Genomic DNA, 13,447 nt, shown 5'->3' on the forward strand with positions numbered 1-13,447 from the left:
GCCGAACGGGGAGATTGTGGCGCCGGGGTACATCAAGGAACGGAGAACGACAATGAGAGGTGCTACTGCCGCGGCCGGAGCCGCCGTGCTGGCCGCCGCCCTGTCCGCATCGCCCGCCACGGCGGAAGGTCCATTCGGCCTGCAACTCGAGGGTTCGTTCGGCGAGGGTGGCTTCAAGAACTACCGCCCGCCGATCACCAACCCGATCTTTAACGAGTCGCCCTTCATCACCACCGAGGTGCGGCCGATCTATGTCTATCACGATATCCCGGATGATTTCGTCACCGGTGGCGGCAACGTCAACGTGGCAGCGATCCAGGCGCGCCTGGCCGTCAATGACCGGCTTGGAATCATCGCGACAACCGACGGCTATTCGTGGCTCGACTTCGACAACGTCCTGCCGGACGCGGATGGCTGGAACGACATCACGGTCGGCGTGAAATACGCGCTGATCAGCGATCCTGCCTCGGGCCTGATCGTGACGCCGGGCCTGCGCTACACGATTCCGGTGGGCAACATCGACACGGCAGGGATCGACCTCAACGGCCATGCCGGCGGGTATTTCAACCCGTTCGTGTCGGCCGCGAAGATCTGGGACAAGATGCAGCTGCAGGGCATGGTCGGTGCCAACATCTCGTTCACCGATGACGGGACCTCGACCTTCCTCGCCGCCCTGCACGCGGACTACGAGGTGCTCCCGGGCTTCTACCCGATGCTCGAGATGAACCTCTTCGCGCCGATCGACGGCGGCGACCAGCTCGCGGGCCCGGTGCTCGGCAAGCTCACCGGCGCGGACCTGTTCGACCTCGCCTCGGACGAACCCGAGACCATCCTCACGCTGGGCGGCGGCTTCCGCTACGCCGTCACCGACAACGTGATGTTCGGCGTCGGCGCCGACGTGAACGTGCTCCAGGACAAGGATCACGTCTATGGCTGGCGCATTCTGACGGACCTCGTCGTTCACTTCTGAGCGAGCAGCGAGAGAATACGCGGGTCGGGGCATCGCTTCCCCGGCCCGTCGTCTTTCGCGGCCCGCGGTTTCGCCCTAGCTTGCCCTTCCGGCCGGGAATTCCCCCGGGCACCGGCGATCGCCGCGCGGCATGCGGCCCCGGAAGGCACGGCGCATGAGCTTCTATCCCTCGCTCCCCGGCAAGCATCACCTCAGCGCGCTGTGGAAGCGCTTCCCGAAGGGGATCGCGCCGCTGCTGCACCTGCACGACGCGCTCTGCCGCGGCGAGGACTCGGAGCTCTCGGTCGGCGAGCGCGAGCTGATCGCCACCCATGTCTCGGCCCTGAACCGCTGCCATTACTGCTTCACCGCGCATGCCCGTTATGCGCGCGCCTTCGGCATCGACGACGGCGTGTTCGGCGAGATGAGCGTCGATCCCGCGCATCCGAGCCTGCGCCCGGGCATGACCGCGGCGCTGGCCTATGCCGCCAAGCTGACGCGCGAGCCATGGGCGGTGGCACAGGCGGATTTCGACGCGCTGCTGTCGGCCGGCTGGTCCGAGAACGGCATCAACGACATCATCTTCATCACCGGCGTCTACGCGATGATGAACCGGCTGCTGGAAGGCGCGGGTCTCAAGGAGAACGTGGCGCCCCCGGGCTTTTCGCCCGAGAAGGCGCGGGCCGGGAGCTACAGCGACATGCTGGCGATGATCGGTCTGCCGAGGGACCGGGCCGACTGAGCGCGCCGAACCGGTTCCCCGCGCCGGATCGGGGTGCTAGGCTCGGCGGCATGAAGGAGACGGACGCAAGCCTCGACGCCGCCTATGCGTTGCAGACGCCCGAGGACTCGGTGCGGCTCTACGGCGGATGGGCGCAGGACTACGACCGCGACTTCGCCGCGGCGCATGGTTACGTCTTTCCGGCCGAGGTCGCGAAGCTCTTCACGGAGCGCGGCAGCGCCGCGCACGCCCAAGTCCTCGACATCGGCGCCGGCACGGGCCTCGTGGCCGAGGCGCTGCCCGGGGTCACGATCGACGGCATCGACATCTCCGCCGAGATGCTGGCGGTCGCCGAGGCGAAGGGGCTCTATCGCAGGCGGATCGTCGCGGACCTCACCCGGCCCCTGCAGATGATTGGCGACGGCGCCTATTCCGGCTTCATCAGCACCGGAACCTTCACACATGGCCATGTCGGCCCGGCCTGCCTGCCCGAGCTGATGCGGATCGCCGCGCCAGGCGCTCTGTTCGTGCTGGGCATCAAGGCGGACGCGTTCGACAAGGCGGGGTTCGGCTCGGCCTTCGCCATGCTGGTGGCCGAGCGCCGGATCACGCCCATCGACTTCGCGAGCGCGCCGATCTACCGCGGCGCCACGCATGAGCATGCCGCCGACCGCGCGCTGGTGGCCGTCTTTCACCGACGCTGAATGCGAAAGGCCCCGGACGGGGTCCGGGGCCGTGCCGCGCGCGTCCTGACTCAGTAGCGGTAGTGGTCTGGCTTGAACGGCCCGGTCTGCTTCACGCCGATATAGTCGGCCTGCTTGTCGCTGAGTTCGGTCAGCTTCACGCCGAGCTTTTCCAGATGCAGCCGCGCCACCTTCTCGTCGAGATGCTTGGGCAGGACGTAGACCTTGTTCTCGTACTGCGCGCCCTTGGTGTAGAGCTCGATCTGGCCGAGCACCTGGTTGGTGAAGCTCGCCGACATGACGAAGCTCGGATGCCCCGTGGCGTTGCCGAGGTTGAGGAGCCGCCCCTCCGACAAGAGGATCATCCGCTTGCCGTCGGGGAACTCGATCATGTCCACCTGCGGCTTGATGTTGGTCCACTTGAAGTTCTTCAGCGCGGCCACCTGGATCTCGTTGTCGAAGTGGCCGATGTTGCCGACGATCGCCATGTCCTTGAGACTGCGCATGTGATCGACGGTCACGACGTCCTTGTTGCCGGTCGCGGTGATGACGATGTCGGCGCGGGGTGCTGCCTCGTCCAGCGTGACCACCTCGAAGCCGTCCATCGCCGCCTGAAGCGCGCAGATCGGGTCGATCTCGGTCACCAGCACGCGCGCGCCCGCGCCCTTGAGCGAAGCGGCCGAGCCCTTGCCCACGTCGCCATAGCCGCAGACCACCGCGACCTTGCCCGCCATCATCACGTCGGTGCCGCGCCGGATGCCGTCGACCAGCGATTCCTTGCAGCCGTACTTGTTGTCGAATTTCGACTTGGTGACGCTGTCGTTGACGTTGATCGCCGGGAAGGGCAGGCGGCCCTTTTCCATCAGCTGGTAGAGCCGGTTAACGCCCGTGGTCGTCTCCTCCGTCACGCCGCGGATGGCGTGGCGCTGGCGCGTGAACCAGCCGGGGCTGGCTGCCATGCGCTTGCGGATCTGGGCGACAAGGTATTCCTCCTCCTCCGAGCCCGGGTTCGACAGCACGTCCTCGCCCTCCTCGGCGCGGGCGCCCAGAAGGATGTACATCGTGGCGTCGCCGCCATCGTCGAGGATCATGTTGGTGGGCTGGCCATCCGGCCACTGGAAGATGCGGTCGGTGTAGTCCCAGTAGTCCTTCAGCGTCTCGCCCTTCACCGCGAAGACCGGGATGCCGGCGGCGGCGATGGCGGCGGCGGCATGGTCCTGGGTCGAGAAGATGTTGCACGACGCCCAGCGCACCTCGGCGCCCAGCGCCGTCAGCGTCTCGATCAGCACCGCCGTCTGGATCGTCATGTGCAGCGAGCCGGTGATGCGCGCGCCCTTCAGCGGCTTTGCTTCGCCAAACTCGGCGCGGCAGGCCATCAGGCCCGGCATCTCGGTCTCGGCGATCGCGATCTCCTTGCGGCCGTAATCGGCGAGGCCAAGATCCCTGACGACGTAATCGGTCATCGACTGCTCCTTGCGTGACCGGGCGGCCCGGCCGGGCGCCCCTGAATTCCGGCTGCGGCTATAGCAGCCCCGCCCCGTCTCGACAATGAAGCGATCTGCCCATAGTCAAGCCGAGTGAGACGGGAGGGCGCATGACACAGCGGGACGGCGGGGGTGGCAGGGCATGACGGCGCGGGCATGGCAGAGGATGCTGTCGGGGCGGCGGCTCGACCTGCTCGACCCCTCGCCGCTCGACGTCGAGATCGAGGACATCGCCCACGGGCTCGCGCGCGTCGCGCGTTGGAACGGGCAGACGCTGGGCGATCACCCCTTCACCGTGGCCGAGCACTCGCTGCTGGTCGAGCGCATCTTCGGCGCGCTGAAACCCAGGGCGAGCGTGGCCGAGCGGCTGACCGCGCTCCTCCACGACGCCCCGGAATACGTGATCGGCGACATGATCTCGCCCTTCAAGGCCGCGCTTGGACTGGACTACAAGGCCTTCGAGCAGCGGCTGATGGCGGCCGTCCACATCCGCTTCGGCCTTCCCCCCGTCACGCCCGAGGCGCTGGAGAAGCAGATCAAGCGCGCCGACCGTCTCGCCGCCTGGTTCGAGGCGACCCAGCTTGCCGGCTTTACCGAGGCCGAGGCGGCGAAGTTCTTCCCCCGCCCGCGCGCGGCCTGGGCGCGGGAGATCCGGCTAGCGCCCCGCCCGATCACCGAGGTGAAGGAAGCCCTCCTCGCCCGTTTCGCCACGCTCGCCAAGGCAATGCCCGGGCACCGGGGGGCGTGACGGGGACGGCCGGGTTGTTGCCCCCTCACGCGTCTTGCGGGGCCTCGGCATCGTCGTCGCGCGCGAAGGGCAGGCGCAACGACATGGTGAAGCGGGTTCCTTGCGGCGACTCGTCGTCCACCCGGATGCTGCCGCCCATCGCCGCCAGCAGCTGTCGGGTGATCGCAAGCCCAAGCCCCACGCCGCCCGCGCGGCCAGCCGTTCGGTCGCGGATCTGGTAGAACTCGCCAAAGATCGCCTCTCGCTGGTCGGGCGCGATGCCGATGCCGCTGTCGGCAACCCACAGCGTGACATAGGCCGCGTTCGGCCCGAGGTCGGCGCCGAGCCCGAGCGAGACGTGGCCGGTTTCGGTGAACTTGACGGCGTTCGTCAGCAGGTTGAGGACGATCTGCTTCAACCGCACCGCGTCTCCCAGCAGCGCCGGCAGGGGCGTCGAGCCGAAGGCGCGGCACAACTCGAGGCCTTTCTCCCGCGCCGCGGGCTCGACCAGCGCGAAGCACTCGTCCAGCAGGTCGATCAGCGAAAAGGGCTCCTCGCGAATGGTCGAGGTCTCGACCGAGATGCGGCTGAAGTCGAGCGCATCGTCGATCAGCCGCAGCAGCATCCGCCCGGACGTCGCGATCAGCCCGACCTGCGCGCGTTCGCGCGCGCCCAGTTCGGCATGTTCCAGCAACGCGGCAACCCCGAGGATGCCGTTGAGCGCGTTGCGCATCTCGTGGCTGAGATGCGCGACGAACGAGGTCTTGCGCTCGCTCGCCTCCTCGGCTTCGCGGCGCGCCTCCTCGACCTCGCGGCGGCGACGCAGGTCGGTCGTCACGTCGCGCAGCGTCAGCACCGCCGCAGCGCCCCCGGGAAGGATCGACTTGACCACATCGATGGTGCGCCCGTCGAACAGGTTGCGGACCACGCGGCTGCGCGTGGGATCGGAGAGGAAGCGGTAGCGCCGGTCTATCTCGGTCTTGCGGCGCGCCTCGCCGAGCGCGGCGAGGTCGCCGAAATGGCGTGCAAGCTCCGAGAAATGCACGCCCCACTGCACCGCGCCGCGGGGCACACGGTAAAGATCGAGAAACCGGTCGTTGAACGCGATGAACCGGCAGGCTGAATCGACCAGCGCCACGCCATCGGTGATATTCGACAGGATGCTGGCCATCAGCGCCCGCTGGCGCTCGAGCTCGCGCTCGCGGTCGGCGGCTTCGGTCAGCTCGACATGGATGCTGATCATCCCGCCATCCGGGAGGTCGCGCCGTGTGATGCGGATCAGCCGCCCGTTGCGCAGCCGCCGCGTCTCCAGCCGGTTCTCCGGCAAGCGCCAGCCGGCGAGCCGCCGGGCGATCTCGTGCTCGCTGCCGCCGGGGTTGAGGTCGAGCATGCCGCGGCCCGCGAGGGTTCGCAGCACGGTCTCCAGCGTGTCGCCCGGCCCCAGCTCGTCCGGGCCTAGCTCGAAGATCCGGGCATAGGCGCGGTTGAAGCCGACGACCCGCAGCTCGGCGTCGAACAGCATGATGCCGTCCGAGAGGTGATCGAGCACCTCGCCCGGCATGGTGAGCGCGGGTCCGCCGACACGCTGGTCAATTCCGAGGGTCATTCACTCACACGCACATCTCATGCCCGCGGGGCATCCCTTCGACCCACCGCACGCCATCCGGAAGCATGGTCCCCGATGAAGCTTACCAGAATCCTGATCTTGCACCACCATTGCGCAGCCGGGCCTTGCCAATCGCGCCCGGATCGCCCAAAACCGCGCGCGAAATCCTGTCCGGAGAGCGCGCGATGACCCCCATGAAACTCCTGATCCTGCACGGCGACGGCATCGGCCCCGAGGTGATGACCGAGGTCCGCAAGCTGATCGACTGGTTCAAGGCCGTTCGCGGCCTGCCGTTCGAGATCGACGAGGATCTGATCGGCGGCGCCTCGTACGACGTGCACGGTACGCCGCTCACCGACGCGGTGATGGAGAAGGCGCAGTCGGTCGACGCGGTGCTGCTGGGCGCGGTCGGCGGGCCGAACTACGACATCCTCGACTTCAGCGTGAAGCCCGAGCGGGGGCTCTTGCGGCTGCGCAAGGAGATGGACCTCTACGCCAATCTCCGGCCGGCGCAATGCTTCGACGCGCTGGCCGAGTTCTCGTCGCTCAAGAAGGACGTGGTGGCCGGCCTCGACATCATGATCATCCGCGAGCTCACCTCGGGCATCTATTTCGGCGAGCCGCGCGGCATCCACACCGAGGGCAACGAGCGGGTCGGCATCAACACCCAGCGCTATACCGAGGGAGAGATCGCCCGCGTCGCGCGCTCGGCTTTCGAGCTTGCGCGCAAGCGGGCGAACCGGGTCTGCTCGATGGAGAAGGCCAACGTGATGGAATCGGGCGTGCTGTGGCGGCAGGTGGTGCAGGAAGTGCACGACGCCGAATACCCGGACGTCCAGCTTTCCCACATGTACGCCGATGCCGGTGCCATGCAGCTGGTCCGCTGGCCCAAGCAGTTCGACGTGATCGTGACCGACAACCTGTTCGGGGACCTGCTGTCCGACGCGGCGGCGATGCTGACGGGCTCGCTCGGCATGCTGCCCTCGGCCTCGCTCGGCGCGCCGATGGCGAACGGCCGGCCCAAGGCGCTCTACGAGCCGGTGCATGGCTCGGCCCCGGACATTGCCGGCCAGGGCAAGGCCAACCCGATCGCCTGCATCCTGAGCTTCGCGATGGCGCTGCGCTATTCCTTCGACCTCGCCGCGGAGGCGGAGATGATCGAGGCCGCAGTCAACGACGTGCTGGCGCAGGGGCTCCGCACGCCGGACCTCGGGTCGGGCGAGGGGACGCGGACCGTCGGCACGATCGAGATGGGCGACGCCATCATCGCGGCAGTGGCCGCGCGCGCGGCGGCGTGACGCAAGCACCCCACTTTCACACGTGAGGGGGGGTCAATTGACTGGTTCAAAACGATTTTCAGAATCCCCACCCCGAATGTCGCGACGCGACTCGGGGCGGGGGCAGGCCGCGCGGCTCAGCCGCCAAGATCGACCTCGACCACCGCGCCGCCCCAGCCATGCACCTTGTCGCGCGCCTCGACGCGCACGCGGGTCACGGCCGCGGGGATTGCGACGCCCGTGAGCGAGCGGGTGAACGGCTGCTCGTCCACATGGGGGTGCAGAAGCTCGCGCATGCCGTAGACGGCGCCATCGGGGCCGGCGACGCGCCAGGCGTCGGCGTAGTGGTCCCAGCCCTCGTCGGCATGGGCAACGGTCACATCGAAGCGCCATGCGGCACCGGTGCGGATGGCACTTGCCGCGACCACGTCCGCGTCCCCCGACCGAGCGGCGGGCGCGAGGGCGGTCGCGGCGGCGAGCAGGAGGGCGAGGGCGGCGGGAAGGCGCAGGGGCATCTGGATCTCCGGTCATCTTGCAGCGGCGCGCTGGGATCGACGCTGCGGCGCGCGATCTTAACCCGCCTTAACCCGCAATTAACCACGGCCGGGCACCTGATGCGATGGCGTCCTTGTCCCCTTGCGGTGATCCCATGCTTGCGCGCGCCCACACGGTTGCGTTTCTCGGCGTCGAGGCCCGGCCGGTCGAGGTGCAGTGCGCCATCGCGCCGGGGCTGCCGTCGTTCCAGATCGTGGGACTCGCGGACAAGGCGGTGTCGGAATCGCGCGAGCGGGTGCGCGCGGCGCTGACCGCCTGCGGCCTCGCCCTGCCGCCGCAGCGGATCACCGTGAACCTCTCGCCCGCCGACCTGCCCAAGGCGGGCTCGCATTACGACCTGCCCATCGCGCTGGCACTGATGGCCGCGCTCGACGTGATCCCGAAGGACGAGGCCGACGGCGCGCTGGCGCTGGGCGAGCTGTCGCTCGACGGGCAGATCCGGGCGGTGCAGGGGGCGCTGCCGGCGGCGCTGAAGGCGGCCGAGCTCGACAAGGGTCTGGTCTGCCCGGCGGGCTCGGGCGCGGAGGCCGCCTGGGTGGGCGGGGCCGAGATCCTCGCCCCTGACAGCCTGCTGGCGCTCGTCAACCACTTCCGCGGCACGGCGGCGCTGCCCCCGCCCGCGCTGGGCGCGGTGGCGGCGCGGCGGCCGGGTGCGGACATTTCGGACGTGAAGGGGCAGGAGGGCGCGCGCCGGGCGCTCGAGGTCGCGGCGGCGGGCAACCACAACATCTTGATGGTCGGCGAGCCCGGCTCGGGCAAGTCGATGCTGGCGGCGCGGCTGACCTCGATCATGCCGCCCCTGAGCCCGCGCGAGGCGCTTGAGGTGTCGATCATCCACTCCCTCGCGCTCGAACCCGGCGATGGCGGCATGATGCGCGAGCGGCCCTATCGGGCGCCGCATCACTCGGCCTCGATGGCGGCGATGATCGGGGGTGGACGCAACGCCAAGCCCAGCGAGATCAGCCTCGCGCACCGCGGTGTCCTGTTCCTCGACGAACTGCCCGAGTTCGCGCGGCCTGTGCTGGAGGCGCTGCGCCAGCCGATCGAGACCGGCACGGCCGTTGTGGCGCGCGCCGAGGCGCATGTGACCTATCCCGCCCGGTTCCTGCTGGCGGCGGCGATGAACCCCTGCCGCTGCGGATATCTGGGCGACCCTGCGAGGGCCTGTTCGCGCGCGCCGAAATGCGGGGCGGATTATGCGGCGCGCCTGTCGGGGCCGCTGATCGACCGCTTCGACATCCGCATCGAGGTGCCGCCGGTGACGGCGGACGTGCTCGGCCTGCCCGCGCATCAGGATTCGTCTGCCCGGGTGGCCGCGCGCGTGGCGCGGGCGCGGGCGGCGCAGGCCGACCGGGCGGGCGCGGAGCCTGGCGATGCTCCGGTGACGAATGGCGAGCTGGAGGGCGAGGCGCTCGACCGGGTGAGCCGGCCCGATGATGCCGGGCGCCAGCTTCTGCAGGCGGCGGCCGAGAAGCTGCGGCTCTCGGCGCGCGGCTATCACCGGGTGCTGCGGCTCGCGCGGACGCTGGCGGACCTCGAGGGCGTGGACGCTGTGCGCAAGGTGCACGTGGCCGAGGCCGTGGCCTACCGCCGGGCCATGAGCTGAGGGGCAGGGCATGGCGGTCCCGGCACGAAGGCCGGGGCGGCGCGGCGGCGGTGACTACGAAGCCCCGGCTCGGGGGCAGGGGCAGCGCGATGATGGCGGCCCTGCGCGGGGGATCGGCGGGGAGCGCGTGGCGGCGCGGTCGCTGCGTGGGTCTGGTTCCGGGCACGGCGTCGGACGCGCCGCTGCCCCGGGCTCGACCCGGGGCCTCGTGGCAAGGGCGCGTCTTGTCGGGGAGGCCCCGGCGCGGAGGCCGGGGCAGCGTGGTTGTCGAAACCCCGGCCCCACTTCGGTCCGGGGTAAAAGTGTCGCGACATGCGAACGGCCGCGCCCCTCCGGGCGCGGCCCCCGGTCTCTCCAGCGCGGCTCAGTAGCTGGACGACCCCGCCGCCGTCGCGGCCGCCGTCAAGGCATGCCCGGCCCGGCGCATCAGCACGACATGGAGCCCGCCGCCCAGCACCGCGCCGATCACCCAGCCGAAGCCCGAGAGATCGCTCAGCGCCGGCACCCAAACCGTGGCGACCGAGAACACCGCGGAGATGCCGAAGGCGGTGATCGCGATCCGGTTCCAGCCAGCGGTATAGTGGTAGGCGCCATCGGAGCTCATCGAGAACAGGTCCTGCACCTCGATCTTCTGGCGGCGGATCAGGTAGTAGTCCGCGACCAGGATGCCGTAGAGCGGCGCGAGGAAGGCGCCAAGAGTGTCGACGAAGCCCGCGATGCCGATCTCGGAGATCACCGACACCCAGAAGGCGCCGATGAAGAAGGCGATCACGGCCGTCAGGATGCCGCCGGTCTTCGCGCTGATCTTCGAGGGCGCGAGGTTCGCCAGGTCATAGGCCGGCGGGATGAAGTTCGCGACCAGGTTGATGCCGACGGTGGCTGCGAAGAAGGTGATCGCGGCGATGACGGTGAGCCAGATGTTGTCCACGCGCTCGACGATGTCGGCTGGGTTCGTCAGCCGCTCGCCGAACAGCACCACGGTGCCCGCAGTGATGAACAGCGCGATGAACGAGAAGAATGCCATCGACACCGGCAGGCCCCAGAAGTTGCCGCGCCGCATCTGCCCTTCGGTCTTCACGAAGCGCGAGAAGTCGCCAAAGTTGATCACGACGGCGGCGAAATAGGCGATCATCGTGCCGGTGATGGCAAAGAAGGCGGCGACGGGGTGGCGGCCGTTCTCGACAGCGCCGCCCTGGAAGATGACGCCAAGCTCGGTCAGGAGCCCATTGCCCGCCTTCCACCAGATCGCCAGCATCAGTGCGATCATCACGGCGTACACGAAGGGCCCCGCCCAGTTCAGGAACCGGCCCACCCAGTCGATGCCCATCATGAAGAGCCCGAGCTGGAACACGCAGACGATGATGTAGGACACCCAGCCGACCCCGGTCATGCCGAGGAACTCGGCGCCGCCCTCGATCCCGAACACCGAGCGGATCAGCAGCGCCACGGCGGTCGAGGCGAAATAGGTCTGCACGCCATACCAGAAGATCGCGACGATGCCGCGCACCAGCGCCGGGAACTTCGCTCCCTCGACCCCCATCGCGGCCCGCGCCATCACCGGGTAGGGCACGCCGTACTTCACGGACGGCCGCCCGGTGAGGTTCACGAGCCACATCACGAAGAAGCCCGCGAGCACGATGGCGAGAAGCGTCCACCAGCCGTTCAGCCCGTAGCTGATGAAGAGCGAGGCAGCCAGCGTGTAGCCGAACAGGCTCTGGATATCATTGTTCCAGACGTTGAAGATCTCGAAGGCGCCCCAGTGGCGCTTTTCGGGCGCCAGGGGTGCGAGGTCCTCGTTCCAGAGGGCGCCATCCTTGCTGGTGATGTCGTAGTGGTTGTGAGTCATATCGGCCTCTCTGCGGGGCGGCGCGGTGGCGGGTGGTGCGCTTCTGGCGGCCCGGGATGGATGGTCGGCGGTGATGCAAGGATGTTGCAAACAATTTTCCAAAATGTCAATATACATGGAAATAACATTCCAATTAGCCGACCGCACCTTTCCGGTTCGTGCCGCAGCCCTGGGGTGAGACCGTGACCAAGCCGTTGAAATCCATCGTCGAGATGATCCATCGCGCCTATGACGGCCTGAGCGCGCGCGAGCGGCAGGTGGCGGACTTCATCCTCGAATCACCGGGCGAGATCAGCATGTATCCGGCCTCGGAACTTGCGCGGCTGGTGGGGGTGTCGAACTCGACCGTCACCCGCTTCGTACAGCGCGCGGGCTTCGAGAGCTACGAGGAGATGCGGCTCGCCGCGCGCGAGGCGCGAAGCTGGGGCTCGCCGCTGTTCCTCGCGCCGCGCGAGGGCGAGGGCAACGGGCGCGAGGGTCTGATAGCGAGCTTCGCGGAGGCCGAGATGGCGGCCCTTGGCGCCGCGCTCGACGGGCTCGCGCCCGCACTGGTGGACGAGCTGGCCGAGGCGCTGGTGGCGGCGCGGCGGCTGGGGTTCCTGGGCTTTCGCAACAGCCATTTCTTCGCCGGCTATGCGCGCTGGCAGTTCATCCAGTTCCGGCCCGACACGCGGCTTCTGCCCGGCCCGGGCGAGACGCTGGCCGAGGGGATCGCGGATTTCGGCCCGGAGGACATGGTCGTCGTGGTTGGCGTGCGACGCGTCGTGGGCACGCTTTCGCGCGCGCTCGAGGCGCTGGCGGGGCGCGGGGTGCCGGTGCTGCTGATCGCTGACCCCTCGGCGCGCGGCATGCCGGCGCTGGCGCGCTGGACCGTCACCTGCCCCGTCGAGAACCCGCATGTGCTGGATTCCTATGCCGGTGTGCTCGCGGTGCTGCGGCTGCTGGCCGTCGCCGCGATGCGCCGGGCAGGCAAGGCCGGGCACGACCACCTGGAATGGATCGAGACGCAGCATGAGGCGCTGGGCGAGTTCGATTGACGCCCCGTCCGCCACGAGAAGGAGAGCCCGATGACCTACCCGCGCGACCTGACCGGTTATGGACGCACGCCCCCCGACCCGCGCTGGCCCGGAGGGGCGCGCATCGCGGTGCAGGTGGTCGTCAATTACGAGGAGGGGGGCGAGAACTGCATCCTCCACGGCGATGCGGCATCCGAGGCGTTCCTGTCGGAGATCGTGGGCGCGCAGGCCTGGCCCGGCCAGCGCCACATGAACATGGAATCGATCTACGAATACGGCGCCCGCGCGGGGTTCTGGCGGCTGTGGCGGATGCTCACCGGGCGGCGCATTCCCGTCACGGTCTATGGCGTGGCCACTGCTCTCGCGCGCAGCCCCGAGCAGGTCGCCGCGATGCGCGAGGCGGATTGGGAGATCGCGAGCCACGGGCTCAAATGGATCGAATACCGCGACTTCACGCGCGAGGACGAGCGGGCCCATCTCGACGAGGCGATCCGCATCCACACCGATGTGACCGGCACGCGCCCGCGCGGCTGGTACACGGGGCGGTGTTCCGTCAACACGCTCGACCTGGTGATGGAGGAGGGCGGCTTCGCCTATTGCTCGGACGCCTATGCCGACGATCTGCCCTATTGGGTGCAGGGGCCGAAGCGGCCATTCCTGATCGTGCCCTACACGCTCGACACCAACGACATGCGATTCGCGACGCCACAGGGCTTCAACTCGGGCGACCAGTTCTTCAGCTACCTGAAGGACAGCTTCGACACGCTCTATGCCGAGGGCGAGGCGGGGGCGGCGAAGATGCTGTCGATCGGGCTGCACTGCCGGCTGGCGGGGCGTCCGGGCCGGGCGGCGGCGCTCGCACGCTTCCTCGACTACGCGGCCGGACACGAGGGCGTCTGGTTTGCCCGGCGCATCGAGATTGCGGAGCACTGGCACCGCGAGCATCCTGCGGAGGCCATCCATGCCTGACGACAGCG

Annotated in this window: 11 protein-coding genes and 1 pseudogene; 8 read left to right on the forward strand and 4 right to left on the reverse strand. The window is 68.9% G+C overall.

Annotation, left to right across the window (positions count from 1 at the left end):
• The first annotated feature begins 52 nt into the window (after nt 1–52).
• The 3 genes from M1105_RS05945 to M1105_RS05955 all read left to right on the forward strand — a co-directional run bounded on the left by M1105_RS05945 (nt 53) and on the right by M1105_RS05955 (nt 2,374).
• Nucleotides 53–970 carry a hypothetical protein gene (locus M1105_RS05945; protein WP_249579425.1) on the forward strand — a complete coding sequence of 306 codons (918 nt, stop codon included), beginning with the start codon at nt 53–55 and terminating at the stop codon, nt 968–970.
• 154 nt (nt 971–1,124) lie between these two features.
• A complete protein-coding gene (locus M1105_RS05950) occupies nt 1,125–1,691 on the forward strand; it encodes a carboxymuconolactone decarboxylase family protein (protein WP_249579426.1) in 567 nt (188 codons plus the stop codon).
• A 50-nt stretch (nt 1,692–1,741) separates the two neighbouring features.
• Nucleotides 1,742–2,374, forward strand: a complete 633-nt coding sequence (locus M1105_RS05955; protein ID WP_249579427.1) for a class I SAM-dependent DNA methyltransferase — start codon at nt 1,742–1,744, stop codon at nt 2,372–2,374.
• A 50-nt stretch (nt 2,375–2,424) separates the two neighbouring features.
• Here the strand turns inward: M1105_RS05955 and ahcY are convergent, their stop codons facing one another.
• Nucleotides 2,425–3,816: an adenosylhomocysteinase gene (ahcY, locus tag M1105_RS05960; protein ID WP_249579428.1), complete on the reverse strand. Its 1,392-nt coding sequence runs from the start codon at nt 3,814–3,816 to the stop codon at nt 2,425–2,427.
• A 163-nt stretch (nt 3,817–3,979) separates the two neighbouring features.
• Here ahcY and M1105_RS05965 point away from each other — a divergent pair, with 163 nt between their 5' ends.
• Complete coding sequence (locus M1105_RS05965; RefSeq protein WP_249579429.1) at nt 3,980–4,585, forward strand: HD domain-containing protein; 606 nt, start codon at nt 3,980–3,982, stop codon at nt 4,583–4,585.
• A gap of 25 nt (nt 4,586–4,610) precedes the next feature.
• Here M1105_RS05965 and M1105_RS05970 read toward each other — a convergent pair whose 3' ends face one another.
• Nucleotides 4,611–6,170, reverse strand: coding sequence for a sensor histidine kinase (locus M1105_RS05970; protein WP_249579430.1), 1,560 nt, complete (start codon nt 6,168–6,170; stop codon nt 4,611–4,613).
• 185 nt (nt 6,171–6,355) lie between these two features.
• On the opposite strand from M1105_RS05970, the gene leuB reads away from it, so the two are divergent.
• Nucleotides 6,356–7,468: a 3-isopropylmalate dehydrogenase gene (leuB, locus tag M1105_RS05975; protein WP_249579431.1), complete on the forward strand. Its 1,113-nt coding sequence runs from the start codon at nt 6,356–6,358 to the stop codon at nt 7,466–7,468.
• A gap of 116 nt (nt 7,469–7,584) precedes the next feature.
• On the opposite strand, the gene M1105_RS05980 is transcribed toward leuB, so the two are convergent.
• Nucleotides 7,585–7,962, reverse strand: a complete 378-nt coding sequence (locus tag M1105_RS05980) for a hypothetical protein (protein ID WP_249579432.1) — start codon at nt 7,960–7,962, stop codon at nt 7,585–7,587.
• A 134-nt stretch (nt 7,963–8,096) separates the two neighbouring features.
• Here M1105_RS05980 and M1105_RS05985 point away from each other — a divergent pair, with 134 nt between their 5' ends.
• Nucleotides 8,097–9,608, forward strand: coding sequence for a YifB family Mg chelatase-like AAA ATPase (locus M1105_RS05985; protein WP_249579433.1), 1,512 nt, complete (start codon nt 8,097–8,099; stop codon nt 9,606–9,608).
• Between the two features lie 364 nt (nt 9,609–9,972).
• Here M1105_RS05985 and M1105_RS05990 read toward each other — a convergent pair whose 3' ends face one another.
• Nucleotides 9,973–11,454 (reverse strand): NCS1 family nucleobase:cation symporter-1, encoded by a 1,482-nt coding sequence (locus M1105_RS05990; RefSeq protein ID WP_249579434.1) that lies wholly within the window; start codon nt 11,452–11,454, stop codon nt 9,973–9,975.
• A 182-nt stretch (nt 11,455–11,636) separates the two neighbouring features.
• Between M1105_RS05990 and M1105_RS05995 the strand changes: the two genes are divergently transcribed.
• On the forward strand, nt 11,637–12,491 hold the full coding sequence (locus M1105_RS05995; protein ID WP_249579435.1) for a MurR/RpiR family transcriptional regulator: 855 nt from the start codon (nt 11,637–11,639) through the stop codon (nt 12,489–12,491).
• 30 nt (nt 12,492–12,521) lie between these two features.
• A pseudogene (gene puuE / locus M1105_RS06000) lies at nt 12,522–13,418 on the forward strand (allantoinase PuuE); the annotation flags it as partial.
• Between the last annotated feature and the right edge of the window lie 29 nt (nt 13,419–13,447).

The organism is Thermohalobaculum sediminis, assembly GCF_023487995.1.
In the GTDB taxonomy this organism is placed as follows: Bacteria; Pseudomonadota; Alphaproteobacteria; order Rhodobacterales; family Rhodobacteraceae; genus Thermohalobaculum; species Thermohalobaculum sediminis.

What these genes read in the sequence shown, in the direction of transcription:
- M1105_RS05955 (WP_249579427.1), top strand. Translation starts at nt 1,742, where the DNA reads ATGAAGGAGACGGACGCAAGCCTCGACGCCGCCTATGCGTTGCAGACG.
- M1105_RS05965 (WP_249579429.1), top strand. Translation starts at nt 3,980, where the DNA reads ATGACGGCGCGGGCATGGCAGAGGATGCTGTCGGGGCGGCGGCTCGAC.
- M1105_RS05945 (WP_249579425.1), top strand. Translation starts at nt 53, where the DNA reads ATGAGAGGTGCTACTGCCGCGGCCGGAGCCGCCGTGCTGGCCGCCGCC.
- M1105_RS05970 (WP_249579430.1), bottom strand. Translation starts at nt 6,170, where the DNA reads ATGACCCTCGGAATTGACCAGCGTGTCGGCGGACCCGCGCTCACCATG.
- M1105_RS05950 (WP_249579426.1), top strand. Translation starts at nt 1,125, where the DNA reads ATGAGCTTCTATCCCTCGCTCCCCGGCAAGCATCACCTCAGCGCGCTG.
- leuB (WP_249579431.1), top strand. Translation starts at nt 6,356, where the DNA reads ATGACCCCCATGAAACTCCTGATCCTGCACGGCGACGGCATCGGCCCC.
- M1105_RS05980 (WP_249579432.1), bottom strand. Translation starts at nt 7,962, where the DNA reads ATGCCCCTGCGCCTTCCCGCCGCCCTCGCCCTCCTGCTCGCCGCCGCG.
- M1105_RS05985 (WP_249579433.1), top strand. Translation starts at nt 8,097, where the DNA reads ATGCTTGCGCGCGCCCACACGGTTGCGTTTCTCGGCGTCGAGGCCCGG.
- M1105_RS05990 (WP_249579434.1), bottom strand. Translation starts at nt 11,454, where the DNA reads ATGACTCACAACCACTACGACATCACCAGCAAGGATGGCGCCCTCTGG.
- ahcY (WP_249579428.1), bottom strand. Translation starts at nt 3,816, where the DNA reads ATGACCGATTACGTCGTCAGGGATCTTGGCCTCGCCGATTACGGCCGC.